22 protein-coding genes are annotated in these 22901 nt (G+C 37.2%); 11 read left to right on the top strand and 11 right to left on the bottom strand.

Going from position 1 to position 22901, the window contains the following annotated elements:
* Nucleotides 1-42: 42 nt before the first annotated feature.
* Genes FEDK69T_RS00370 through FEDK69T_RS00355 form a run of 4 tightly spaced genes read left to right on the top strand, consistent with a single transcriptional unit; the run spans nt 43 to nt 4202 of the window.
* Nucleotides 43-1971, top strand: a complete 1929-nt coding sequence (locus tag FEDK69T_RS00370) for a vWA domain-containing protein (RefSeq protein WP_035629901.1) — start codon at nt 43-45, stop codon at nt 1969-1971.
* Entirely contained in the window at nt 1968-3221 is a 1254-nt protein-coding gene (locus FEDK69T_RS00365; protein WP_023572141.1) for a dihydroorotase, read from the top strand. The genes FEDK69T_RS00370 and FEDK69T_RS00365 overlap by 4 nt, the downstream gene beginning before the upstream one ends.
* Nucleotides 3222-3226: 5 nt before the next feature.
* Nucleotides 3227-3556, top strand: a complete 330-nt coding sequence (locus tag FEDK69T_RS00360; RefSeq protein WP_023572140.1) for a DUF4870 domain-containing protein — start codon at nt 3227-3229, stop codon at nt 3554-3556.
* A gap of 1 nt (nt 3557) precedes the next feature.
* On the top strand, nt 3558-4202 hold the full coding sequence (locus tag FEDK69T_RS00355) for an alpha/beta hydrolase (RefSeq protein WP_023572139.1): 645 nt from the start codon (nt 3558-3560) through the stop codon (nt 4200-4202).
* Between the two features lie 32 nt (nt 4203-4234).
* Here the strand turns inward: FEDK69T_RS00355 and FEDK69T_RS00350 are convergent, their stop codons facing one another.
* The 3 genes from FEDK69T_RS00350 to FEDK69T_RS00340 are packed head-to-tail and all read right to left on the bottom strand — an operon-like array spanning nt 4235 to nt 6048.
* Complete coding sequence (locus tag FEDK69T_RS00350) at nt 4235-4738, bottom strand: hypothetical protein (protein ID WP_051385039.1); 504 nt, start codon at nt 4736-4738, stop codon at nt 4235-4237.
* Nucleotides 4739-4777: 39 nt separating this feature from the next.
* Nucleotides 4778-5281, bottom strand: a complete 504-nt coding sequence (locus FEDK69T_RS00345; protein WP_023572137.1) for a C2 domain-containing protein — start codon at nt 5279-5281, stop codon at nt 4778-4780.
* Between the two features lie 2 nt (nt 5282-5283).
* Nucleotides 5284-6048 carry an MBL fold metallo-hydrolase gene (locus FEDK69T_RS00340; protein ID WP_023572136.1) on the bottom strand — a complete coding sequence of 255 codons (765 nt, stop codon included), beginning with the start codon at nt 6046-6048 and terminating at the stop codon, nt 5284-5286.
* Nucleotides 6049-6137: 89 nt separating this feature from the next.
* On the opposite strand from FEDK69T_RS00340, the gene FEDK69T_RS00335 reads away from it, so the two are divergent.
* Entirely contained in the window at nt 6138-7610 is a 1473-nt protein-coding gene (locus FEDK69T_RS00335) for a hypothetical protein (protein WP_023572135.1), read from the top strand.
* 54 nt (nt 7611-7664) lie between these two features.
* Here the strand turns inward: FEDK69T_RS00335 and bcp are convergent, their stop codons facing one another.
* On the bottom strand, nt 7665-8117 hold the full coding sequence (gene bcp / locus FEDK69T_RS00330; RefSeq protein ID WP_023572134.1) for a thioredoxin-dependent thiol peroxidase: 453 nt from the start codon (nt 8115-8117) through the stop codon (nt 7665-7667).
* A 34-nt stretch (nt 8118-8151) separates the two neighbouring features.
* On the opposite strand from bcp, the gene FEDK69T_RS00325 reads away from it, so the two are divergent.
* Entirely contained in the window at nt 8152-8805 is a 654-nt protein-coding gene (locus FEDK69T_RS00325; RefSeq protein ID WP_035629902.1) for an endonuclease III domain-containing protein, read from the top strand.
* Nucleotides 8806-8841: 36 nt separating this feature from the next.
* On the opposite strand, the gene FEDK69T_RS16000 is transcribed toward FEDK69T_RS00325, so the two are convergent.
* Together FEDK69T_RS16000 and FEDK69T_RS00320 are read right to left on the bottom strand one after the other, a co-directional pair.
* Nucleotides 8842-8985: a hypothetical protein gene (locus FEDK69T_RS16000; RefSeq protein WP_023572132.1), complete on the bottom strand. Its 144-nt coding sequence runs from the start codon at nt 8983-8985 to the stop codon at nt 8842-8844.
* A gap of 51 nt (nt 8986-9036) precedes the next feature.
* Nucleotides 9037-9621 (bottom strand): RNA polymerase sigma factor, encoded by a 585-nt coding sequence (locus FEDK69T_RS00320; protein WP_023572131.1) that lies wholly within the window; start codon nt 9619-9621, stop codon nt 9037-9039.
* A 308-nt stretch (nt 9622-9929) separates the two neighbouring features.
* On the opposite strand from FEDK69T_RS00320, the gene uvrA reads away from it, so the two are divergent.
* Together uvrA and FEDK69T_RS00310 are read left to right on the top strand one after the other, a co-directional pair.
* Complete coding sequence (uvrA, locus tag FEDK69T_RS00315; RefSeq protein ID WP_023572130.1) at nt 9930-12716, top strand: excinuclease ABC subunit UvrA; 2787 nt, start codon at nt 9930-9932, stop codon at nt 12714-12716.
* A 264-nt stretch (nt 12717-12980) separates the two neighbouring features.
* Nucleotides 12981-13601 (top strand): porin family protein, encoded by a 621-nt coding sequence (locus FEDK69T_RS00310; protein ID WP_023572128.1) that lies wholly within the window; start codon nt 12981-12983, stop codon nt 13599-13601.
* Nucleotides 13602-13743: 142 nt separating this feature from the next.
* Here the strand turns inward: FEDK69T_RS00310 and FEDK69T_RS00305 are convergent, their stop codons facing one another.
* On the bottom strand, nt 13744-14931 hold the full coding sequence (locus FEDK69T_RS00305; RefSeq protein ID WP_023572127.1) for a M28 family peptidase: 1188 nt from the start codon (nt 14929-14931) through the stop codon (nt 13744-13746).
* Nucleotides 14932-15279: 348 nt separating this feature from the next.
* Between FEDK69T_RS00305 and FEDK69T_RS00300 the strand changes: the two genes are divergently transcribed.
* On the top strand, nt 15280-15984 hold the full coding sequence (locus FEDK69T_RS00300) for a hypothetical protein (protein WP_023572126.1): 705 nt from the start codon (nt 15280-15282) through the stop codon (nt 15982-15984).
* Nucleotides 15985-16051: 67 nt separating this feature from the next.
* On the opposite strand, the gene FEDK69T_RS00295 is transcribed toward FEDK69T_RS00300, so the two are convergent.
* From FEDK69T_RS00295 to FEDK69T_RS00280, 4 genes are all read right to left on the bottom strand, one after another.
* Nucleotides 16052-17329: a glycosyltransferase family 4 protein gene (locus FEDK69T_RS00295; protein WP_023572125.1), complete on the bottom strand. Its 1278-nt coding sequence runs from the start codon at nt 17327-17329 to the stop codon at nt 16052-16054.
* 1 nt (nt 17330) lies between these two features.
* Nucleotides 17331-17702 carry a fluoride efflux transporter CrcB gene (gene crcB, locus FEDK69T_RS00290; protein WP_035629903.1) on the bottom strand — a complete coding sequence of 124 codons (372 nt, stop codon included), beginning with the start codon at nt 17700-17702 and terminating at the stop codon, nt 17331-17333.
* A gap of 17 nt (nt 17703-17719) precedes the next feature.
* The gene (locus tag FEDK69T_RS00285) at nt 17720-20149 is read right to left on the bottom strand and encodes a YfhO family protein (protein WP_023572123.1); all 2430 of its coding nucleotides are present in this window, start codon (nt 20147-20149) and stop codon (nt 17720-17722) included.
* Between the two features lie 103 nt (nt 20150-20252).
* Complete coding sequence (locus FEDK69T_RS00280) at nt 20253-20516, bottom strand: DUF4834 family protein (RefSeq protein ID WP_035629904.1); 264 nt, start codon at nt 20514-20516, stop codon at nt 20253-20255.
* Between the two features lie 127 nt (nt 20517-20643).
* Here FEDK69T_RS00280 and FEDK69T_RS00275 point away from each other — a divergent pair, with 127 nt between their 5' ends.
* Together FEDK69T_RS00275 and FEDK69T_RS00270 are read left to right on the top strand one after the other, a co-directional pair.
* The gene (locus tag FEDK69T_RS00275; protein WP_023572121.1) at nt 20644-21594 is read left to right on the top strand and encodes a transporter; all 951 of its coding nucleotides are present in this window, start codon (nt 20644-20646) and stop codon (nt 21592-21594) included.
* Nucleotides 21595-21597: 3 nt separating this feature from the next.
* Nucleotides 21598-22716 (top strand): hypothetical protein, encoded by a 1119-nt coding sequence (locus FEDK69T_RS00270; protein WP_023572120.1) that lies wholly within the window; start codon nt 21598-21600, stop codon nt 22714-22716.
* The last annotated feature ends 185 nt before the right edge of the window (nt 22717-22901 follow it).

The following is a 22901-nucleotide window of genomic DNA, read 5'->3' as shown; positions in this document are numbered from 1 at the left end:
ATTACTAAAAAATAGTTATCTTTGAAAAATCTTTAAAAATAAATGCAATTCAAACATCCCGAAATTCTGTATTTCCTTTTTTTATTGGTAATACCAATTTTGGTGCATTTGTTTCAATTACGACGCTTTAAAACCGAATATTTCACCAATGTTCGCTTCCTGAAAGAACTCAGCATTCAAACGCGAAAAAGTTCGAAAATCAAAAAATGGCTTTTATTGGCAACCCGTTTGCTCTTGTTGGCATGTTTGATTATTGCTTTCGCCCAACCTTTTTTTAAGGCGAAAGACAGTCAGCATTCCGGAAACGAAATGATCATCATCCTGGACAACTCCTTTTCCATGCAGGCCAAAGGAAGCCGTGGTGAATTATTAAAACGTTCTGTTCAGGAATTATTGGAAGACACGCCCGGAGACCAACGCTTTTCATTGGTAACCAACACCGAAACTTTTTGGGATACCGATATCAAATCGATCCAGAAAGACCTGCAAAACCTGCAATACAGCTCCACTCCTTTTCAACTGGATTTTCTGTTGACCAAAATCGAAACCAAAAAGCACAATGTGCCCAAAGATATTTTCATCATTACCGATGCCGTTAACGTGCAATCAAAGAATCTTGAAAAGCTTAGTGAGAACTCTCCGGTTTATTATTGGATTCCATCCGCAGAACACAAAAACAATGTGAGTATCGAAGGGGTTTCCATATCAGGCCAATCGGAAACATTTTATGAAATAAAGGTTGATGTAAAAGGATATGGCGAACTAGAAAACGATATTCCGATGTCCGTTTACAACGGAAAGAACCTGGTTGCCAAAACAGTGGTAAAACTGGAGGATAATAAGAAATCAGTTCAGTTTAATTTACCCAAAAAGGACTTTCACGGCTATGTAGCCATTGAGGATAACAGCCTGAACTACGACAATTCCTATTATTTCAGCATATCCAAGCCTGAAAAATCAAACGTTATTGTCATCGGCGAAAACCAGAAAAACAATTTCCTTTCCCGAATTTATACTTCCGATGAGTTCAATCTCACAACAACAGAACTCAACGGACTCGATTACAACACAATAGAAAAACAGGATGTTATCATCCTGAACGAAATCAAGGACATTCCGCAGGCATTAACCACTACGCTGAAAGCTTTTTATGAAAAAGGCGGTAACGTAGTTTTGATTCCATCTGCAGAAAGCACAACCCAAAACCTGAACGCTTTCTTAGGCAATTTCAGTGGTATTCAGTTCGGTTCTTTACAAAATCAGGAAAAACAGATTACGAAAATCGCATTCAGTCATCCGTTATACCAAACCGTATTCGAAAAGAGAACTGATAATTTTCAGTATCCGAAAGTAAACGCAGCCTTTAGCGTGAACAGTAATGCTTCTCCCGTTTTAAGTTATGCCGACCAATCATTTTTCCTGGGTTCGGCAACCAACAAAATAGGGAACTTATACGTTTTTTCGGCTCCGATAAACAAGACGAACAGTAATTTCCAGAATTCGCCATTGATTGTCCCTACTTTTTTCAACATGGGACAAAACAACCAGAAAACAGGCATTTCAGCATTTATCATTGGTGAAAATCAAAATTTAGTTTTAGATGCATTGCTATCTAAAGATGAAGTTGTTACCATTGCTAATGACGACTCGGATTTCATCCCAATGCAGCAAATCCTGAACAACAAAATCAAATTGACATTTGGGGATTATCCGGAGCAATCGGGTAATTTTTCGGTAATGAAAGGCAAAGAAGTGTTGAAAAAAATCAGTTTCAACCATCCCAGGACCGAAAGTAACCTGAGTTTGACAAACGACAATATATTTGATAATTTCACTTCCGTTACTTCTGTGGAATCGGTATTTAACGACATCCATTCGGCTCGAACCGGCAACGAAGTATGGAATTACTTTATACTCGCAACACTACTATTTTTAGTACTCGAACTACTGATACAAAAATTCGTAAAATGAACGTAATTTTAAAAAACACAACCATTATCGATAAAGAAAGTGCTTTTCACAATCAGAAAGCCGACATCAAAATTATCGACGGAATAATCGCAAAAATAGGACAAAACCTTTCCAATGAAGAGAACCTTGAAGTAATTGAATTAAATGACCTTCACGTTTCCCAAGGTTGGTTTGATGCATCGGTTTCCTTTGGCGAACCCGGATTTGAAGACCGTGAAACTATTGCGAACGGACTTTCAACTGCGGCAAAAAGCGGTTTTACCAATATCGCTTTACAGCCAAATTCTTTCCCTGTAATCGACAATCAATCGCAGGTGAGTTTCGTACTGAATAAAGCGAACGGATTCGCTACACAATTACACCCTATCGGAGCATTCACCAAAAACAGCGAAGGCACTGATTTGGCTGAAATGTTTGATATGAAAAATGCCGGAGCTGTTGCTTTTGGGGATTATAACAAGAATTCCGACAATGCCAATATATTGAAGATTGGCTTACAGTATGTTCAGGATTTCGATGGATTAGTAGTTGCCTACTGTCAGGATAAAACCATCAAAGGAAACGGCGTGGTTCATGAAGGTTTGGTAAGCACACGCTTAGGACTAAAAGGAATTCCGGCTTTGGCAGAAGAACTTGAAATTGCCAGAAACTTGTTTTTATTGGAGTATACAGGCGGCAAAATGCATATTCCGACTGTATCATCAGCTCAATCAGTAGCAATGATTAAAGCTGCAAAAGCTAAAGGATTGAATGTTTCCTGCAGCGTTGCGGTTCATAATTTAGTTTTGACCGATGAAGTCTTAACCGGATTTGACACAAGATATAAAGTAACGCCGCCTTTACGTGACGAAAACCACAGAAAAGCTTTAATTGAAGGTGTTTTAGACGGAACGATTGATATGATTACCTCCGACCATAATCCGTTAGATATCGAGCATAAGAAAATGGAATTTGACAATGCCAAAAACGGAACTATCGGTTTGGAAAGTGCTTTTGGGGCTCTGCAGACCGTGTTGCCTTTGGAAATCATTATTGATAAATTAACCAACGGGAAAAACGTTTTCGGTATCGAAAAAATCGCTGTTAAAGAAGGAAACAAAGCCTCACTTTCCTTATTCACTCCAAACGGAAATTGGGAATTCGGTAAAGAAAATATCCTTTCAAAATCGAAAAACTCGGCATTTTTAGGACAGGCCATGAAAGGAAGAGCATTCGGAATCTACAATAACAGCCAATTAATTTTAAACTAGTCGCCATGGAAAACAATTCTGTAAAAGAAGGAAAAACTACCGCCATAATAAGTTACATCACTATTTTGGGAAGTATTATTGCCATTTTCATGAATATGGAACCTAAAAATCCTTTTGCCGGTTTTCATATCCGTCAGGCATTCGGAATTAATATTACTTTTTACGTATTGGGTTATTTTGTAGGCAATTTTGACAGTTGGATGGTTTCCGGAGCATTTTATATTTTCTTTTCCGTACTTTGGATTTATGGTCTTATTGGAGCCATTCAGGGGGAAATGAAAGTCATTCCGTTATTAGGGGAGTATTTCCAAAAATGGTTTAAAAATTTAGCATAACATGAATTTATCATTATATCATCTCGTTAGAGAACCGAAAGTTAAAAAAGAGAAAAATCCATTACTGTTACTATTGCACGGCTACGGAAGCAATGAAGAAGATTTATTCTCTTTTGCAAGTGAATTACCAGAAGAGTACTTTGTGATTTCGGCAAGGGCACCTTACCCGCTTCCTCCTTATGGGAATGCGTGGTATGCGATTCATTTTGATGCGGATGAAAACAAATTTTCCGATAATGATGAAGCAAGGGCTTCCCGCGAATTAATTGCCGGATTTATAGACGAATTAGTAGCTAACTACCCTATAGATGCGGAAAATGTTACATTGATCGGATTCAGTCAGGGTACCATTTTAAGTTATTCGGTAGCACTTTCCTATCCGGAAAAAGTACAACGTGTAGTAGCCTTGAGCGGTTATCTGAATTTTGATATCCTGCAGGAAAACTATCAGGACAACAATATAGGAAAGCTGAAATTCTTTATTTCCCACGGAACTGCCGATCAGGTAATCCCTGTCGATTGGGCGAGAAAAGCACCGGAATATTTAAAGAGTCTGGGACTTGATGTTGTTTATAAAGAATATCCTGTTGGCCACGGTGTAGCTCCTCAGAATTTTTATGACTTTAAAAATTGGCTGGAACAATAAAAAAATAAAAAAAGCTCCTTACGGAGCTTTTTTTATTCACCGGTATCACTACCTGTTATTTTCTTTTCTATAGCCATAGCCGAAACATATTCTATCTGACTACCTTTTTTAAGGACGTAGCCTTTTTGGGCTTCCAGTTTCCAATCATCTTTCACATATGGTTCTCCTTCATTTTCACGTTGCAACAAAATGGATTTTTTAGAATCCGGTAAAAACAATTCCGCAATAGATTTCTCTTCATTAAAGATAACATAAGCGTTTAATGTCGCCTGTTCTCCATCAACATCTATTGTATCTGCAGAAGAATGATAGGGAGTCAATCGGAAACCTTCTTCAAAAACACGAATGCAATTGTTTTTGGTTTGCGACCAAACATAGCCTGCCGAAGTAACACAACCTTTTTCATCTTTATCTGTTCCAAGCACAACAGGCTTTGGTTCCACTAAAATCTCATCATCTTTGGAATGATCCTTAAGAATAAGATCGCAGGAAGTAAACAGCATAACTGCAAAGATTATTGATAAAGCTGATTTCATATCAAAAAATAATTAAGTAAGAGCTAATTTACTACAAATTTATTGGACAGGAGCAGTATTGCTATGTAAAATCGTTTCGATGGTTTCGAAATCGGTTGGTTTGTTTTCGTTTACGAAATATTTGATTAAAATTTCGCCGCGGATCTTTCCGGAATAAAAATCGGCAATAATCCAACGATGATTTAACAATTTTATTTTATTGATAATAAACTTATTACCACCTATCGGATCATATGGAATCAAAGGATTACCGTTTGGTTTTTCATTTAAAGTCAGTAATTCATTTTTCATTTTTTCAGTCAATTCCGGAATGCTGTAATTCTCAAAATAATTCATCGATTCGTCGTCCATTTCCAGAGAGAAATAATTAGCATCCAGCATCTGATTGTAAACAATATTGGACGAATCCCTTACCATTTTTGTTTTTGCCTTCGCGCTTTCAATTTCTTTGCTTTGCGTTTTAAGGATTTTTGTTGAATTCATGTACTGAAAAACATTGAACAACAAGGATAAAATAAATAAATATAAGACTGCTCTTTTCATTATTAAATAGTAATTTCTAAATTATCGTAGGCCAAAAACACGTTTTTAGGCAATTTTTTCTCCACTTCCGCATGGAAACCCAACAGGTGGCTAATGTGTGTTAAATAAGCGCGTTCCGGCTGTATCAAATCTATGAAATCCAAGGCTTCCTGCAAATTAAAATGTGTCGCGTGCGGTTCTTCCCTAAGCGCATTGATTACCAAAACCTTAACCCCTTTCAGCTTATCAATTTCGGGTTCATCGATGGTTTTCACATCAGTCAAATAAGCAAAATCTTCTATTCTGAAACCAAAAACCTGTAAACTTCCATGCCAGACAGAAATTGGCTCTGCCATCTTATTTCCGATCAAGAAGGGTTTGTTATTTTCAATTTCATTTACAATAACCGACGGAGCTCCCGGATAACGATTTTCGGTTTCAAAAATATAGTCGAAACGTTTTTTCAAACTTTCAACTACTCTATCCTGTGCAAAAATTGGCAAGGCTCCTTTTCGGAAATTAAACGGGCGGATATCATCCAGACCAGCTGTATGGTCAGCATGTTCATGAGTGAACAGTATTCCGTCAATAGATTGGCATTTTGAAGCCAGCATCTGCTGTCGGAAATCAGGTCCGCAATCAATCACATAAGAGTAATCCTCCCAATGAATCCACACGGATACGCGCAATCGCTTATCTTTAAAATCATCGCTCAGACACACCGAATGATGACTGCCGATTACGGGAATACCCTGCGAAGTTCCGGTTCCTAAAAAATATACTTTCAAAATTGTATGGTTTTTTACAAAAATAGGATTATTTATCTTTTGTAAAAATAGCTATTTTACTAACTTTGTCAATATAACATGGAATCATTATGAATTTAAGCGGCGAAATTAAATTAAAAGGAGATCGCGAAATTGAAGTTATCCCCGCTAGTGCAGATAAAGCACTACGAATAAACCTCAACAAAAACATCTACGGGACCTTTGCTGAAATTGGAGCCGGACAGGAAACGGTGAGGCACTTTTTCCGTGCCGGGGGATCTTCCGGTACTATTGCGAAAGCCATGTCCGCCTATGATAAAGATTTCAGTGATGCCATTTACGGCGTGGAAGACGATGGCCGTTATGTTACAGAAAGCCGTCTGCGCAAAATGCTTTCACACGAAACTCGGCTAATAGAGGAGCGCTTGGATAGAGCAAAGCATCCGGACAAAATGTTTTTCAGTTATGCTAATACCGTAACAACCATCGACTTTGCAAAACAATTCAAAGGCCATGGCTGGGTTGGTATCAAATTCCAGGTCGAACCCAATGAAGAATACAACGAAATTATTCTACATATTCGATTTAAAGAAAACGATTCCAAATTACAACAGGAAACCCTTGGCATCTTAGGAGTAAACCTTATTTATGGGGCATTTTACAAATATAATGACCCAAGAAAGTTATTACGTTATTTATATGACCATTTGGACAAAGATCAATTGGAAATAGACACCATCAACTTCTCCGGCCCTCGTTTTAAAGATGTAGACAACCGAATAATGAGTCTGCAATTGGTTAAAAACGGAATGACTGATGCAGTTATGTTTGGCCCTGACGGAAACAACGTACTGCCAGCTGCCGTTCTGTACAAGAAAAACATTTTGGCACTTCGAGGAAGTTTCCGACCGGTTACGAAGGTAAACATGGACATGTATGAGAAATCATTGGAAATGTTCCTTCAGGAGAAAAAAGTGGAAAAAGAAAACGCTTTAGTAGTTTTTGAAATCACTTTGTCCAATTTACGTTCTGAAGGAGAAATTGACGAACTTGACTTTATGGACAGAGCCGAATTACTTTGTTCCTTAGGTCAAACCGTAATGATTTCCAACTTTCAGGAATACTATAAAGTGGTTGAGTACTTCTCAGAATACACCAAAGCCCGTATGGGATTAACCATGGGAGTAAGTAATCTGATTGACATTTTCGACGAAAAATATTACCGTCATTTAAGCGGAGGTATTTTGGAAGCGTTCGGTAAATTGTTCTATCGCGATTTAAAAGTGTTCTTATATCCGATGGAAGATGAAGATGGCGTAGTCCTCACCTCCCAAAATCTGAAAGTTCATCCGCGTATGAAAGAATTGTATAAATTCTTTGCTTACAACGGAAAAGTACTTGACATTACCGATTTCGACAAGGATCACCTTAAAATCTTCTCTCGTGAAGTACTGAAAATGATTAGCAAAGGCAAAAAAGGATGGGAAGATATGCTGCCGGAAGGTATTGCAGAACTCATCAAGAAAAAAAATCTTTTCGGTTACAACGAAGAAACCATTTTAGAAGAAAACACAAGCAAATAAAAAAAGAAAAGAGGAAGCCTTGCTTCCTCTTTTCTTTTATATCATAAAATTTGTCTAGCCTAAAATTTGGGCAGTATGTGCCTTTGTTTTAACATTGGAAATAACATCTTCTATTATTCCGTTTTCATCAATAATAAATGTAGTTCGGTGAATGCCGTCAAATTCTCTTCCCATAAATTTCTTAGGTCCCCAAACCCCGAATGCTTCGATTACTTTCCTGTCTTCATCAGCCAAAAGCGGAAAAGGAAAATTGAATTTATTCTTGAATTTTCCTTGAGCTTTCTGACTGTCGGCACTAACTCCTAAAAGAACATAATTATTTGAAATAAAACGGTCATAATTATCCCTTAAATCACAGGCTTCAGCAATACAACCCGGCGTATTAGCTCTCGGATAGAAAAAAACCACCAATTTCTTTCCGGTATAATCGGCTAATGAATGCAATATACCGTCCTGATCTAACCCTGAAAAATTAGGTGCCTTATCTCCTTTTTTTAATGTTGTCATAAATGTATCTTTGTTGGCCGTAAAAGTAATCAAAATGACTAAAGAAGAAAAGGTAGCCTTCGTTATAGAAACATTAAACGAAATTTATCCCGAAATCCCTATTCCTCTTGACCACAAAGACCCTTATACCCTACTGGTTGCTGTTTTACTTTCGGCACAATGCACTGATGTTCGCGTGAACCAAATTACGCCGCTTTTATTTGCAAAAGCAGACAATCCTTACGACATGGTAAAACTTTCAGTGGAAGAAATTAAGGAAATAATTAAACCTTGCGGACTTTCGCCAATGAAATCAAAAGGAATCCATGGCTTGTCACAAATATTAATCGAAAAACACAACGGAGAAGTCCCTCAAAGTTTTGAAGATTTGGAAGCTTTGCCTGCAGTTGGACACAAAACGGCAAGCGTGGTAATGAGCCAAGCCTTCGGTGTACCTGCATTTCCCGTGGACACGCACATCCACAGACTGATGTACCGCTGGAATCTGACCAATGGTAAAAATGTACAGCAAACGGAAAAAGACGCCAAACGTATTTTCCCACGCGAACTGTGGAACGATTTACATCTTCAGATCATTTGGTATGGAAGGGAATACTCACCGGCACGCGGGTGGAACTTGGAGAAAGACATCATCACTAAAACCATCGGCAGAAAATCGGTCCTGGGTGAATACTACAAGAATAAATAAAAAATGTCCCGAAACCTTCAGTTCCGGGACATTTTCCTAATTAGCAATGTTCTCAAAAGTTAAATCACCCACCTTTGTAATACTCAACGCCTTAGAATAGTTGAGCAAAAAATTAACAGTTTCCTTTTTAGGTGACATTTTTGGATTTGCTTTTTTCTTTTTAGAGTAGAGTTTTGCCATTGTTTCAATATAAATTATAAAACAATAACGCAACTCACCTATAAATATTGTTTAATTGGTTAAAATTATTTGATTTTTCTCAATCACTTTTCTCAAGTTCATTAAGGCATAGCGCATTCTGCCCAAGGCTGTATTAATACTGACTCCTGTCAGATCAGCTATTTCCTTAAAACTTAAATCATCATAAATACGCATTACCAAAACTTCTCGCTGATCGTCCGGCAATTCGCTGATTAAACGCTGCAAATCAACCTCAACCTGCTCCGTGATTATTTTACTCTCAATATTCGGACTGTTGTCTGTCATGAGTGAAAACACTGAAAACTCCTCGGTATCTCTGTTGAAAGGCATTTTTTTGGTTTTTCTGAAATAATCCACAATCAGATTATGAGAAATACGCATCACCCATGGTAAAAACTTACCTTCTTCGTTGTAGTTTTTTGTCTTTAAAGTCTTGATAACTTTAATAAAAGTGTCCTGGAAAATATCCTCGGTAACATCTCTGTCCATTACCTTTGAATAGATAAATCCGTAAATTTTAGATTGGTGTCTCTCAATTAATGTAGCTAAAGCATTTTCATCTCCGCCTACATAATTTTTTACTAGGACTGCGTCCGGAAGTACAACATTAGCCATAATAATACTTTTTAGTTTTTGGTTTGGGAATTAATTCTAAAAAAAGTATTTTTATACGATAGGCAAATGTTTTTATAAATTATTGTTAACCAAATATAGCAATAAATGTTTTTATCCTACAAATAATAATTTAAAATTTAACATTTGACAACACAATATTTTTCAAAAAACTGAAAACAAAAATTCAAATCATAGGCATCGAATCAATGTTCTAATAATAATCATATCGCTTTTAAGACTAATAATACCGAAACAAATCCCTTAAAATTTGGTTTTTAGTTATCTTTGCATTTCACCCACATTTTTCTATGAAAACTGACATCACAACATTAGAGCCAAAGAAAAATATTATCATAAAAGGAGCGCAACTTCACAACCTTAAGAATGTGGATGTGGCGATTCCGAGAAATAAACTTGTGGTTATCACAGGACTTTCGGGTTCTGGAAAATCAAGTTTGGCTTTCGACACGCTTTATGCTGAAGGACAGCGACGTTATGTTGAAAGCTTATCTTCCTATGCCCGTCAGTTTTTAGGACGACTTGACAAGCCAAAAGTTGATTATATAAAAGGAATCGCACCGGCCATAGCCATTGAACAGAAAGTAAACACTACCAATGCGCGTTCTACCGTTGGAACTTCAACCGAAATTTACGATTACCTTAAATTGTTATATGCCCGAATAGGCAAAACCTTTTCCCCAATTTCAGGCAACGAGGTCAGAAAACATACTGTCAGTGATGTTATTGCCGAAGTTCAAAATTTCGATTTGGAAAGTAAATGGCTCCTGCTCTCCCCTATCCATTTAGAAGAAGGAAGAGCGCTGGAAGACAAGTTAAAAGTATTGCTGCAACAAGGTTTTGCACGTATTTTGGTTGATAATGAAATGGTTCGTCTGGATGAAATCGACCAACACTCGCTTGATAACAAAGATGTGCTGTTAATCATTGACCGAATCATCGTAAAAGAAGAGGAAGAATTTTACAACCGATTGGCAGATGCCGTGCAGACAGCATTTTATGAAGGAAAAGGCGAATGCTATCTGCAGGAATTAAATTCAGAGAGACGATTTGTCTTCAGCAATAATTTTGAATTGGACGGAATCACATTTCTGGAGCCAAATATCCACTTGTTCAGTTTTAACAATCCGTACGGTGCCTGTCCGAAATGTGAAGGCTATGGCAATGTTATCGGAATTGATGAAGAATTGGTGATTCCAAACACAGCACTTTCCGTATATGAAAATGCCATTTACCCATGGCGTGGCGAAAGCATGGGCTGGTATCGCGATCAATTAGTAAACAACAGTCATCGTTTTGATTTCCCTATCCACAAGCCTTATTTCGAATTGTCACCGGAACAAAAAACCTTAATCTGGTCCGGAAACAAATATTTTGTAGGATTGGACGCTTTCTTCCAGGAATTGGAAGAGAAAAACTATAAAATTCAAAACCGCGTTATGCTGTCACGCTATCGCGGAAAAACCAAATGTACTGCCTGTAAAGGAAAACGCTTACGCCCGGAAGCCAATTACATTCAGGTAGGCGGAAAAACCATTTCTGATTTGGTTGATTTACCAATCAAAAATCTGATTGAATTCTTTAAAGGATTGACTTTATCCGAATACGATGAAAAAGTAGCCAAACGCCTTTTGATTGAAATCAATAACCGTTTGCGCTTTTTGGATGAAGTCGGACTAAATTATCTGACATTAAACAGAAATTCGGCTACCCTTTCCGGCGGAGAATCACAGCGAATCAATCTTGCTACTTCGTTAGGAAGCAGTTTGGTAGGATCGATGTATATTTTGGACGAACCGAGTATTGGTCTGCATCCGAAAGACACAGAAAGACTGATCAAAGTCCTTGAAGATCTGCGCAATTTAGGAAATACCGTAATTGTAGTGGAGCACGACGAAGACATCATGAAAGCTGCCGACATGATTATCGACATTGGCCCGGAAGCTGGAACTTTCGGAGGTGAATTGGTCGCTCAGGGAACTTATGACGAAATCCTGAAAGCCGACACGCTTACCGGAAAATACCTTAGCGGAAAAATGGAGATTGAAGTTCCGAAAATTCGCCGCAAATTTAAAAATCATGTGGATGTTATCGGTGCGCGCGAAAACAACTTAAAAAACATAGATGTTACTTTTCCTTTGGAATGCTTAACGGTAATTACCGGAGTTTCAGGAAGCGGAAAAAGTACGTTGGTTAAAAAAATATTATTCCCGGCCATCCAGAAAAAACTGGAAGGGGTTGGAGAAAAAGCAGGTCAGTTTACAGAATTGGCAGGAAGTTTTTCTCAGTTAAAACACATCGAATATGTTGATCAGAACCCAATTGGAAGAAGTTCGCGTTCCAATCCGGTAACGTATATCAAAGCTTATGATGACATTCGGGATTTATTCTCGAAACAGCAATTATCAAAAATGCGCGGTTATCAGCCGAAACATTTTTCGTTTAATGTGGAAGGCGGTCGTTGCGAAACCTGCAAAGGTGATGGTGAGGTAACCATTGAAATGCAATTTATGGCCGACGTACATCTGGAATGTGAAACCTGCGGCGGAAAACGCTTCAAAAAAGAAATTCTGGAAGTTAATTATGAAAACAAGAACATCGATGACATCCTTACGATGACCATTGATGATGCCATTGCGTTTTTCAGCGAGCATAAACAAACTAAGATTACTCAAAAATTACAGCCCCTTCAAGATGTTGGTTTGGGATATGTACAATTGGGACAATCCTCTTCTACGCTTTCTGGTGGAGAGGCACAGCGTATCAAATTGGCATCATTTTTAGTTAAGGGGGCAACAAAAGAAAAAGCCTTATTTGTATTCGACGAACCAACAACCGGATTGCATTTTCACGATATCAAAAAATTATTAGCTTCGTTTGATGCCTTAATTGAAAAAGGACATTCCATAATCGTGATCGAGCACAATCTAGATTTAATCAAATGCGCTGATTACATAATCGATATCGGTCCGGAAGGCGGTGAAAACGGAGGAAATCTGATTGCATTCGGCACTCCTGAAGAAATTGTCAAAAATTCCAAATCCATTACAGGGAAATACCTGAAAGAAAAGCTGTAAAAAGATCTTATGTACCATTCAAAACCGGGTATTCTTTAAAAAGTATCCGGTGTGATACTATTTCGGAAATATTTAAAAACTGGTTCAAAAGTATTTTGAGCGTTTTTACTGCTCTTTTATCAAAATTTATATTGTAAAAATACAACACAGGCACTCTTACTTTCTTTAAACCAATACTTTTAAAAATATTTTTTGAAAGAATTTACATTCATTAATGGTTATATTTTTATTATTTTCGCACGAAATTTTAAAAAATAAAACAGCATGAAAAAAATTGTTCTTTCACTTATGGCAGTACTTACATTTGGTTTTGCTAATGCACAAGAAAAATCAAAAAACAATGATACCTCGAAAGTAAGTGTAGGAGCCAAAGTAGGCCTAAATTTAGCTAACATTGTTGGAGATGATGCTGGTAACACTAGTATGTATGTAGGTTTTAATGCCGGATTGTTTTTTGAAATCCCGATAACTGAAAAATTATCAATACAACCGGAACTATTATATTCAACTCAGGGCTCAAAAAATAGCGGTACTATCAACGGAGTTAATTATAATGCTACAATGAAATTAAGTTACATGAATGTCCCAGTAATGGTCAAATATGAAATAGTTCCAAAATTCTCATTGGAAGCAGGGACGTACGTAGGTTTTTTGTTAGAATCCAAAATAAAATCAGAAACTTATTACGGTTCAAGAAGCCAAGACATGGATAACCTCTTAAAATCAGCTGATTTTGGTTTAGCTTTCGGCATGAACTATGAATTATCTGAAATTATTTTTGCCAACGCCAGATACCAGGCAGGATTAACACAAATTGGAGACTCAGGAGAAGGAGATGACATTAAAAACTCGGTAATTCAAATTGGTTTAGGATTCCGATTCTAACATGAAAATCCCTCAGAGCGCAGTACATAAGCTATATTAAAAGGCTTTATACAAAAAAACAAGCGATTGAGAATCCTATTTTTCGATTCAACAAACGCTTGTTTTTGTATGTTTTAGATACTTTTTCTTAAAAGAACAACCGCTACTCTATCACTATCTTTTTAGTGATACGGTTTTCTTCCGACTCCAACACCCCCAAATACACCCCTTTACTAAAACGGGAAACATCAATGGTTTCGATTTGTTTCGCATTGGGAATGGAATCCTTATAAACTTGTTTCCCTTGAATATCAATCAGTGAAAACGTATAATTGTTTATCGGCAATGTTCCTAAATTAATATTCAGTCTTCCCTTAGTAGGGTTTGGAAAGAAACTAATTTGAAAATCGGCATTATAATCAATATTTGAAAGAGTCGCACTTGCTTTTGCAAAATGCATCATGGCACCCGTTGCCGCTTTAGAAATCTTATACACATAAACCGGATCCATGTTAACGAGTAAATCAGTAGCCGTATGCCTATGTGAGCTTTCATTCTTTTCAAAGAAACCAGTAATCACTTCATTGTTATTCTCAAACGGCATATAATCGGAAGCGTAAGCATAATTTAAAAACGTATTTAACGTGGAATACAATCCAACACACGTAATTAGTTCGTTAGTGATAGTATTAGATGCCGCATTGTTTGATGTTGGACTTCCAGTATCGCGTTCGCAGGTAATGGTATTATTCACCATGCCCGCTACACCCCCTACTTCATCAATATTGAACACTAATTTAATATCCATTTTTGGAGTAGTTCCATTTACGACTGAAGACACATAATGCTGACTTCCATACAAACCATCTTCTTCCCCACTGAAATTGATAAATTTAATAGAATATTCTGTAGGGATACTTTGCAGTAAACGTGCAACTTCAAGAAGAACGACTGTACCACTGCCATTATCATTTGTACCGGTACCGGTAATCGAATCATAATGCCCACAAATGATTACATAGGTGTTCGGATAAACGGTCCCTACTTTTGTCAGTACCAGATTTTTACAGGTAAAACCGGAATACGAATAGGAATCTTCCATCATTTGCCCAGCAGTGTATCCATAACTTAAATACTTGTTCTTTAACCAATCTAAGGTATTTTGCAGTGCAACAGTTCCTTTTCGCTTCACCCCAAGGGCTTCATATTGTGTCAGATTATTGGTAATATTGGCCTGAGATGCTTGATTGGCAACATCTGCATATCGTTGAATGAAAGTCTGCGCAGTGGTGGTTTGCAAACTTCCAATCGCCAATAAAAAAAGTACGATTTTTCGTTTAAAAAAATTCATTTTTCTATCAGTTTCAGTTAAGTTAGTTAGTTTTGGCTCACGAATTTATAAAATTTTAACTAATTAGCTTGATTTTTTTATATTTTTTCGTTCTATCCTTAAAACCCACAAAAAATCATACCGTCTAATTCGGGAATTTCTTCCATAAACAAGAAAAACAATATTTTTTAATAAATACAAAAACTTAATAACCAGCAACTTACAACAAAATTACTCATTATTAAAAATACCACCTCCTTTTTTGGCACGTAAATTGGATATCGCTTATCAAATAAAAAACTGAATAAAATCAGAAACGTGGAAACCGAAAGACGTTACGAGTAGGTAAACTATTAAAATTAATGTATTATGAAGAAAATTACTCTTTTAGTAGCCAGTGTACTTCTGGTAGGAAGTATGGCATATGCGTCAGAAAACCCTGCTTTTTATGATACAAACGAAAAAAAACCTCGCCACACTGCAGATTACAGAAATGCGGAACCAATCATGTTTATGGAGCGTGGAATAGAGTTTTATGTTTTCCCTGACGGACAATTTGATTTCAACACACGTCCATCAGGTCCAAGACATGCAACAGCATATACAACCTATGGAGCACCTGGTGTACGCACCTCAAGTTATTATGGACCGGCAAACTATGGCATTCGAGTAGAGCATGACAACTTCGGCAGGGTAAGACGTATCGGAAACGTATTCATCAATTATGATGGGTTCAACAGGGTAAAACGTGTAGGTAATGTATATATGAGATACAACAGCTTTGCACTTACTCAGGTTGGTGGTCTTCGGATCCTATACAACAGAAGAGGTCACATCATTGATGTAATCGGGTATGTAAACGGATGGAGCCATGGATATGCATACAATCCTTACACATACAGCGAAAACGGGTATAACAATACGGATTACGGATACGAAAGTGGTTCAGGATATAATGAGGATGATTATTATTACTACAAAGCAGATGGCACAAAAGCTAAAATGACTGAAGAAGAAATCGATGCCGCTAAAAAAGATGAACAATCTGTAATGGAAAAAAACAAGAGAATATAGTTGAATAAATTTGGTTGGTTAAGTTTGGTTAAATTTCCCGCTAAGCAGCAATGTGAAGCGGGATTTTTTATTGCAGCAAACCGGCCAATTCTTTAGTCAAGTTCTTGCGGCTGTATTGCTGCAGCCCCACAGGATACACTTTTAAATTATTCTCCAAAAACAAATTGAAAAAACTTAAAATGGTTTCTTTTACTTTCTCTTTTTCATCATAAAGAGCAAAAACACCTGTATTGGTTTGTTTGAGAATTACAGAGAAATCGGCATCTTTTGGTCCGATGGCTAAAATTGGCCTTTCAGAAACCATATACTCAAAAAGTTTTCCGGGAATAATACTTTTTGTTTCTTCCGAATTAATTTCGACAAGCAATAGAACCTGGGATTTTCGTTGATGTTCTAAAGCTTCCTGATGGGAAACATAACCAAGATTATTTACATAATCAGTCAACCGAAATTCTGCAATAGCATCTAAAACTTCTTGGCTCACTGCTCCGATTAACTTCAGTTCGAAGTATTCCCTGAACTTATCATTTTCACGGATCAATTCCTTAAGTGCCTTCCATAAAATTCTCGGGTTCCGATCGGATAAAAACGAACCGATATGTGCTAAAGTGAACTTTTCATCCAAAGTTTGCCTGCTCACATTCTCAACATCATATCCATTGGTGATAACATGAATCGGTTTTGAAGTGATGGCCTCAAACTCTTTTTTTGTGGTCGGGCTCGTTACCAGAAGAAAATCGGCTTTATTCATAACTTCAGACTCCAACATTTTATGCTTTTTTGCCGAAGAAACCGATAATTTCAATGCTTTATGATAGCCAATGGTTGTCCATGGATCACGAAAATCAGCAATCCATTTTACTTTTAGTTTTTCTTTTAATTCTAAACCGATTAAATGCAAACTATGAGGTGGCCCCGTAGTAATTATAGTCTCAATCTCATTTTCCTGAATGTATTTTGACAAATAGTTAACTGATGGTTTCACCCACAAAACCCTTGCATCAGGAATAAACAGATTTCCTCTAACCCAAAGCAGCATTTTTTGAAGAAAGGATTGCTTTTTTTGATTCGGAATGATTCCAGAACTGATTTTTTTAGTGCTTTTTTTCGAGAATAACGAAGCCCATGCATAAGGCTCTACAATTTTATTTTTTAGAATCGTAACTTTTTCAGAAACGTCCGCCAATAGTTTTTCGTCCAATAAAGGATAGGTGGGATTCTCCGGAACGTAAACGATGGGTTCGATTCCAAAATCGGGTAAATACTTCACAAACTTTAACCAACGCTGAACGCCGGGTCCACCCGCAGGCGGCCAATAATACGTTATGATGAGTACTTTTTTCATATTACAGTTTTGAAATCATCAGGCCTCCCCAAGTAGCGGTCAATCCAACAACGACACTTAAGCCTATGTACAAAAAAGCTGTTCCGTACTGATTAGCTTGAAACAAACTTATATTTTCACTTGAAAAGGTCGAAAAAGTCGTATAACCACCACAAAATCCGGTTATCAGAAAGAATTTCAAATTTGGATGGGCAACATCATGTTTTTCCAACAACCCTAAGAATAACCCGATCAGGAAACATCCTAAAATATTTGCCACGAATGTCGCATATGGAAAATACAACTGGAAATGCTTATTAATAAATAACGTGGTCAGGTAGCGTAAAACACTGCCCAAAGCACCTCCTATGGCTATTAATAAAATAGTTCTCAATTTATTTTCGAAACTAATTAAGCGGCATCTTTCTTCTTCATTTTCGTAAAAATTCCGAAACCTACCAACACTAACATTCCAAAGAAACTGAACAGTGAAATCATACTTCCCGTTTGTACCACTTTTGGTTGGAATTTGAATTCAATCGTATGTTTTCCTGCCGGTACATTTATCGCTCTCAACACATAATCAGCGCAGAAAATATTGGTTTCTTTACCGTCAATAGTTGCAATCCAACCTTTAGGATAATAGATTTCAGAGAAAACCGCTACCCCATTGTTTGTATTGTTTGACGTATATTTTAAGTAATTCGGTTTATAAACATTCAATTTAACTGCAGCCAGACTGTCTTTTGTAAATGAAGCCGTCTTTACTGCACCAGCAAAATCCTTCTGATTTACAATCGCAGCATTCTTAGTATCCAGTTTATCCAGACCTTTCATTTCCTCATCAGCTGAATTCACCAGTTTTACTTCGCTTACAAACCATGCATTTCCATTTACATTCGGATTCTGCATCGGAACATCCTGACCTTGTTCGTCTTTCTGAATGATGTATTTTACATTCAGCATGTTCAATACACCGATATTATTTTTGGCAATCTGATAATCAAACAGCTGCTGCATTTTTCTTGGTTTGGCCGCATGATAGCCTCCAATCGATTTATGGAAATAAGAAGCTCTTGCGCTTGACATATTTCCATCTACTTCAAACACTCTGAAATGAGTTGTGTCACTCAAAATCTGTTGATCTGCTGGAGTCGCTTCAAACGGAATATCCGCTTGACGGGCAGAAACAAAACTATCGTTGTTTACATAATTTTTATCTACAAAGAACAAATCTCCGACCATTAAAACCCCAACAATAATCACGGTTGTCAGTTCCGATACTTTATTTTTGATGAAGAACCATAACGTTCCGGCTGTCAAAACAATCAATATTGCCGAACGCATTAAATCGGAAGAGTACATTTCCTGACGCTGCTCTTTCAACGCATTGATAAATGGTGGTCCCATCTCACCATACATTTGCAGGTACATACTGTCACTTCCTCCTGTAAAGCTGAACATTCCTTTACATATAAACAGTAAAATAACAATCCCCAACACAGTTGCTGCCGACATCCAAAGTGCCTTGAAACGGGCTTTTTCTTCTGAATTAAAGAAAGCCTGCATTCCTAAAATTGCCATAACCGGCATACACAATTCCAAAATTACCTGAATGGAGGAAACTGCTCGGAATTTGTTGTACATCGGCACGAAATCGATGAAGAAATCGGTTAAAGCCGGGAAATATTTTCCCCAAGACAATAGCAATGAAAGTACGGCTCCACCTAAAAAGGCATATTTAATTTTACGTTTGTCGATGAACATTCCCAAAACAAACAGGAAGAATACAATCGCTCCAATATAGGCCGGTGCCGCAACAATTGGCTGATCTCCCCAATAGGTTGGAACTGCTGATGCGAAATCTTTAGCTTCGGTTGGAGATGCTCCCTGCCCTAACACGAATTCATACATAGGAGAACCTTCTCCCACACTCTCATGATTGGAACCTCCAAATAAACGCGGTGCGATTAAATTCAAGCTTTCTGCAATTCCGTAACTGTATTCAGTAATGTAGTCATAAGACATTGCATTGTTGTTTTCTGCTTTTTTTCCATCTGCAGAAAACGTTAACTCACTATCATTACGGGTTGAATATTTTGCATATTCCGAAGTAGCCATTAAGTTGGTCGCATTGGCTCCAACAGCAAGAATCCCCGCAAGAATAAAAATCCCGAATGCTTTCCAAAGTCCTTTAAAATCTTTCTCTCTTAAATATTGAATTTTATAATATACGGTAATCACCAACAACAAAAACAACAGATAATAGGTCATCTGGAAGTGGTTCGCATTGATTTCAAAAGCGGCAGCCATCATGGTAAGCAACCCACCGGCAATATATCGTTTCTGATAAACCATAATCACGCCTGCAACAACCATCGGCATATAAGCAATCGCGTGGGCTTTAGCGTTGTGCCCTACCCCGAGAATGATTATCATATAGGTGGAAAAACCAAATGCGAGTGCGCCGAAGAAGGCTTTGAGATTATCAACCTTTAAAGCTTTTAGTAAAATGAAAAATCCAATAAAATACAGGAAAAGATAATCAGCAGGACGCGGTAGAAAACGTATCAGATTATCAAGTTGTTTGATATAATTATGCGGATAATTAGCCCCCAGCTGGTAAGTTGGCATTCCTCCGAAAGCGCTGTTGGTCCAGTAAGGTTCTTCCCCTGTTTCTTTTCTGAAATCGTTTTGCTCTTTGGCCATTCCGGTGTATTGAGCGATATCACTCTGAAACACTTTTTTACCTTGCATCACAGGATAAAAATAAAGAACGGAAATTACTGTAAAGCCGATTACGACTAATAAATAAGGGTAAATCTTGCTTAGGTTTTTCATGTTATTTTGCTTCAATTGGCTTAAAAATCAGGCTAAAGTAACAATAAAAACCCTTTTAAAAAAAGAAAACGAATAACTCGGTTGTTATTCGTTCTGTTTTAAACTATTCAATTTCTTCAAAATCAATATACTCGCCCACTTTCTTCCTCTCTTTGGGCATTTCGGCCTGAGAAGACGACTGCGTATTCGTTTGCGAATATTGCTGCTGGTAATTTTGCTGTTGTTGTTTGAAATTCTCCTCAGCTTTTTTAACTACCTGTTGTAAAAAGTAAGGAGCTAGCAATCGCATAACGAATTTTAATGCATAGTATATGAAAAGTATCCAAAGTAATGCTCTTATCAAACCTGTAAATGATGCTGTTTCCATCCTGAAATAAATTTTGTCAAATTTAAGCAAAGCTACATTTAAAAATAAGATCTGTTTCTTAAAATAATAATAAAATACTATTTTTGGAGGACTGATATACGTTCAAATTAAAACAAAAAAAGCAATCATGCCCCAATTAAAAACGAAACTTCTTGGTTTATTACTGATTACGTCAGGAATAGCAATCGCTCAACATACCGACGAAATTAATTCCAATCGCCCAGGAAAATCTTTTGGCGCCTTTTCGGTAGGAAAAAAGGTCATTCAGGCAGAATCCGGTATTTATTACACCAAAGAAAAACATGATTTACAGGAATGGGAAGCCAAAGGTTTCGGATTAGACCTGGTGGTGCGCTATGGTGCTTTTTTGGAGCAGCTTGAGTTTATAGGTGAAATGCAATACCAGACAGATAAATACTCTTCCCCTGTTTTGGACGAAAACAGAAACGGATTCAGGCAGCTGACTGTCGGTGCCAAATATTTATTTTACGATCCGTGGAAAAATTATGAAGAAAAAGTAAACGTATACAGTTGGAAGGCCAACCACAAATTCAAATGGAGAAAGTTACTGCCTGCGATTGGAGGATACGTGGGTGCAAATTTCAATGTTGGGGACAATCCTTATACATTCCCTACTGATCCCACGGTAAGCCCGAAAGTAATGTTGTTACTGCAGAACCACTTTGGTAGCCGAACCGTGTTAACCACAAACCTTATTGCTGACAAAATCGCAACCGATTACCCAAGCTACGGCTACATCTTGACATTAAGCCATGGCATCAACCAAAACTGGTCGGTGTTCATTGAAAATCAAGGATATAAAAGCGACTGGTACTCCGATTGTATTTTCCGTGGAGGAGCCGCTTACCTGATAAAGAAAAACATGCAGGTAGATGCTTCTGTAGGAGCAAGTATTAAAGACACCCCTTCCATTTTTACCGGAGCTGTAGGGTTCTCATGGCGTTTTGACAAAAGCTACAAACCGGTTGAAATCAAAGGCGGTAAAGAAGTAAAGGGCGATACAAAAGGCAAAAAAGTAGAAGAAGAGAAGAAGAAACGTTCCGACGAAGTACAATAATTTATGATTACAATAAAAGAAGTCAGTTCCCAAAAAGAACTAAAAGAGTTTGTTTTATTTTCTTTTGAAATTTTTAAAGACAACCCCTATTGGATTCCACCTATAATTGCTGATGAACTGGAAGGTTTTGACCGCACTAAAAACCCTGCTTTCAAAAATGCCGATGTACACTTTTATCTGGCGTACAAAGACAACAAAATTGCCGGTAAAATAGCAGTTATCATTAATTGGGATGAAGTAAACCAATTAGGTAAAAAGAAAGTACGTTTTGGTTGGTTTGATGTTATTGACGATATTGAAGTAACCAAAGCCTTGCTCGAAAAAGCCCGTGAACTGGGACAAAAACACCATATGGACCACATCGAAGGCCCAATGGGATTTTCAAATCTGGACAAGGTTGGCGTTCTGACCGAAGGCTTTAATGAATTAGGAACCATGATTTCCTGGTACAGCATGCCCTATTACAAGGAACATTTTGAAAAACTCGGAATGGTTACCGAAAAAGAATTCTTCGAGAGTTGGTTCACAATGGACGCCATCAACCCGGAACCTTTTCAACGAGCAAGCAAAATGATTAAGGAACGCTACGGGTTAAAAACGCTTCATTTCAAAAAAAACTCAGATATCTTTCCTTACGTGGATCAGATGTTCGACTTATTCAATGAATCCTATGCCGATTTACAATCCTTCGTTGCCATAAATGATGAAACCAAAGAATATTTCAAGAAAAAATATGTAAGCTTCATTAATCCGGAATACATAAAATTCATTGTCGACAGCAACAATAAGATGGTTGCCTTTACCATCGTAATGCCTTCGTATGAAACGGCTTTACAAAAAGCCAAAGGCAAATTGTTTCCATTCGGTTTTCTACATTTATTAAAAGCGAAAAAGAATTCCAGAGAAGTGGTTTTCTATTTAATCGGGGTACACCCAGAGTATCAAAACAAAGGAGTAACTGCTATCATTTTTGATGATTTTTATAAAGTCTTCAAAGAGAAAAAAATCAAAAAGTTTATCCGAACTCCTGAATTACTCGAAAATAACGCAATGCATAATCTTTGGAAAAACTTTGATCCAAAAATTCACAAAAGAAGAAAAACTTACAGAATGGATATTTGATCCCTTGTAATGATAAAAGAGAGGTTAAAATAATGAAACCAAGACTGAAAAAACAACTATTACATAGGCTACAAGTAACATGGTTTCAGTACGGTCTTTTTTGAAAATGGTTTTCATAGTAGGTAGATTTGTTCAACAAAAGTAGAATAATACATATTGTTATTTTTTTCAAACTTCTGAACAGC

This window comes from Flavobacterium enshiense DK69 (genome assembly GCF_000498495.1).
GTDB classification, from domain to species: Bacteria; Bacteroidota; Bacteroidia; order Flavobacteriales; family Flavobacteriaceae; genus Flavobacterium; species Flavobacterium enshiense.
This window is presented reverse-complemented; position numbering and strand designations above follow the sequence as displayed.

Excerpts from the sequence above, each read along its gene's own strand:
- FEDK69T_RS00285 (WP_023572123.1), bottom strand. The coding sequence starts at position 20,149 with ATGAAAAACCTAAGCAAGATTTACCCTTATTTATTAGTCGTAATCGGC.
- FEDK69T_RS00275 (WP_023572121.1), top strand. The coding sequence starts at position 20,644 with ATGCCCCAATTAAAAACGAAACTTCTTGGTTTATTACTGATTACGTCA.
- FEDK69T_RS00370 (WP_035629901.1), top strand. The coding sequence starts at position 43 with ATGCAATTCAAACATCCCGAAATTCTGTATTTCCTTTTTTTATTGGTA.
- FEDK69T_RS00280 (WP_035629904.1), bottom strand. The coding sequence starts at position 20,516 with ATGGAAACAGCATCATTTACAGGTTTGATAAGAGCATTACTTTGGATA.
- FEDK69T_RS00335 (WP_023572135.1), top strand. The coding sequence starts at position 6,138 with ATGAATTTAAGCGGCGAAATTAAATTAAAAGGAGATCGCGAAATTGAA.
- FEDK69T_RS00350 (WP_051385039.1), bottom strand. The coding sequence starts at position 4,738 with ATGAAATCAGCTTTATCAATAATCTTTGCAGTTATGCTGTTTACTTCC.
- FEDK69T_RS00325 (WP_035629902.1), top strand. The coding sequence starts at position 8,152 with ATGACTAAAGAAGAAAAGGTAGCCTTCGTTATAGAAACATTAAACGAA.
- FEDK69T_RS00295 (WP_023572125.1), bottom strand. The coding sequence starts at position 17,329 with ATGAAAAAAGTACTCATCATAACGTATTATTGGCCGCCTGCGGGTGGA.
- FEDK69T_RS00300 (WP_023572126.1), top strand. The coding sequence starts at position 15,280 with ATGAAGAAAATTACTCTTTTAGTAGCCAGTGTACTTCTGGTAGGAAGT.
- uvrA (WP_023572130.1), top strand. The coding sequence starts at position 9,930 with ATGAAAACTGACATCACAACATTAGAGCCAAAGAAAAATATTATCATA.
- FEDK69T_RS00305 (WP_023572127.1), bottom strand. The coding sequence starts at position 14,931 with ATGAATTTTTTTAAACGAAAAATCGTACTTTTTTTATTGGCGATTGGA.
- FEDK69T_RS00270 (WP_023572120.1), top strand. The coding sequence starts at position 21,598 with ATGATTACAATAAAAGAAGTCAGTTCCCAAAAAGAACTAAAAGAGTTT.
- FEDK69T_RS00355 (WP_023572139.1), top strand. The coding sequence starts at position 3,558 with ATGAATTTATCATTATATCATCTCGTTAGAGAACCGAAAGTTAAAAAA.
- FEDK69T_RS00345 (WP_023572137.1), bottom strand. The coding sequence starts at position 5,281 with ATGAAAAGAGCAGTCTTATATTTATTTATTTTATCCTTGTTGTTCAAT.
- FEDK69T_RS00360 (WP_023572140.1), top strand. The coding sequence starts at position 3,227 with ATGGAAAACAATTCTGTAAAAGAAGGAAAAACTACCGCCATAATAAGT.
- bcp (WP_023572134.1), bottom strand. The coding sequence starts at position 8,117 with ATGACAACATTAAAAAAAGGAGATAAGGCACCTAATTTTTCAGGGTTA.
- FEDK69T_RS00365 (WP_023572141.1), top strand. The coding sequence starts at position 1,968 with ATGAACGTAATTTTAAAAAACACAACCATTATCGATAAAGAAAGTGCT.
- FEDK69T_RS16000 (WP_023572132.1), bottom strand. The coding sequence starts at position 8,985 with ATGGCAAAACTCTACTCTAAAAAGAAAAAAGCAAATCCAAAAATGTCA.
- FEDK69T_RS00310 (WP_023572128.1), top strand. The coding sequence starts at position 12,981 with ATGAAAAAAATTGTTCTTTCACTTATGGCAGTACTTACATTTGGTTTT.
- FEDK69T_RS00320 (WP_023572131.1), bottom strand. The coding sequence starts at position 9,621 with ATGGCTAATGTTGTACTTCCGGACGCAGTCCTAGTAAAAAATTATGTA.